The sequence below is a fragment of the Carboxydocella sp. ULO1 genome (genome assembly GCF_002049255.1).
Lineage (GTDB): Bacteria > Bacillota.
In genome coordinates, this window is sequence record NZ_BDLQ01000081.1 from 190,017 (window position 1) to 190,852 (window position 836).

Sequence of the window (836 nt, forward strand, 5' to 3'; positions counted from 1 at the left end):
CGCAAAAAGGCTGGCTGAACTGAAGGATTACCAGGAGAAGGGGACAATACCAGAGGTAGTCTTTGGGGGCAGAAGGCTGTGGGAAAAGGTCTGCCAGGGCCGGGCCGCCCGTGAAAAATGGCGGCACGCCCGCAGGAATCGCCTCTACTCCCGGGGAGACGAGAGCAAGGGAGGCAACCCCAACATTAAGATATTTTATGACGGACAGGACTTCCGCCTGGCGGTTTCCCTCTCCCACCTTTCTGAACAGACAGGTATAGATAAACTTGGTCGCCCCAGGATGAGCCAGGCCCCCAGGGTTGAGGGTAAGTTGTGGCTGCCGGAAAAACACCGGGAACTGGTGCAGATATGGCTGGCCATGAAGTTACCCTATGCGGTAGAACTGATCCGCACCCTGGAAGGACGCTACTTGGTACATTTGACATTTGAAGTGGTCAGAGTGCAGGAACCGGACTTTGCTAAAGGTTGTCTGGCTATAGACACAAACCCTGATGGGGTAGCCCTGTGTAACGTTAGCGCTTCCGGCCAGCCGGAGCCGTGGCCGGAGGGTTTTAATATTCCTTATCCCGGCAACCTGGGCAAGTACGAAGGAGAGTTTCAGGTTATCCCTTACCCGAACGGCTTTCTTTATATCAGAATACCAGACTTAGCCTATGCTTCCAGCTTCCGGCGTAGTTACCTGATAGGCGTTTTAGCCAAAGTAGTGGTAGATATAGCTTTCTTTTCAGGCAAACCCATTGTTTTAGAAAACCTGAACTTTGGCAAAGACAGGCTGGACACTAATAAAAAGTTTAACCGCATGGCTTCCAATTTTCCATTTGCGAAAATGGTAGGAG

The 836-nt window shown here is 51.6% G+C and carries 1 pseudogene; it reads left to right on the forward strand.

Features of this window, described 5'->3' with window-relative positions:
• Window positions 1-836, forward strand: a pseudogene (locus tag ULO1_RS15240) (IS200/IS605 family accessory protein TnpB-related protein); the annotation flags it as partial.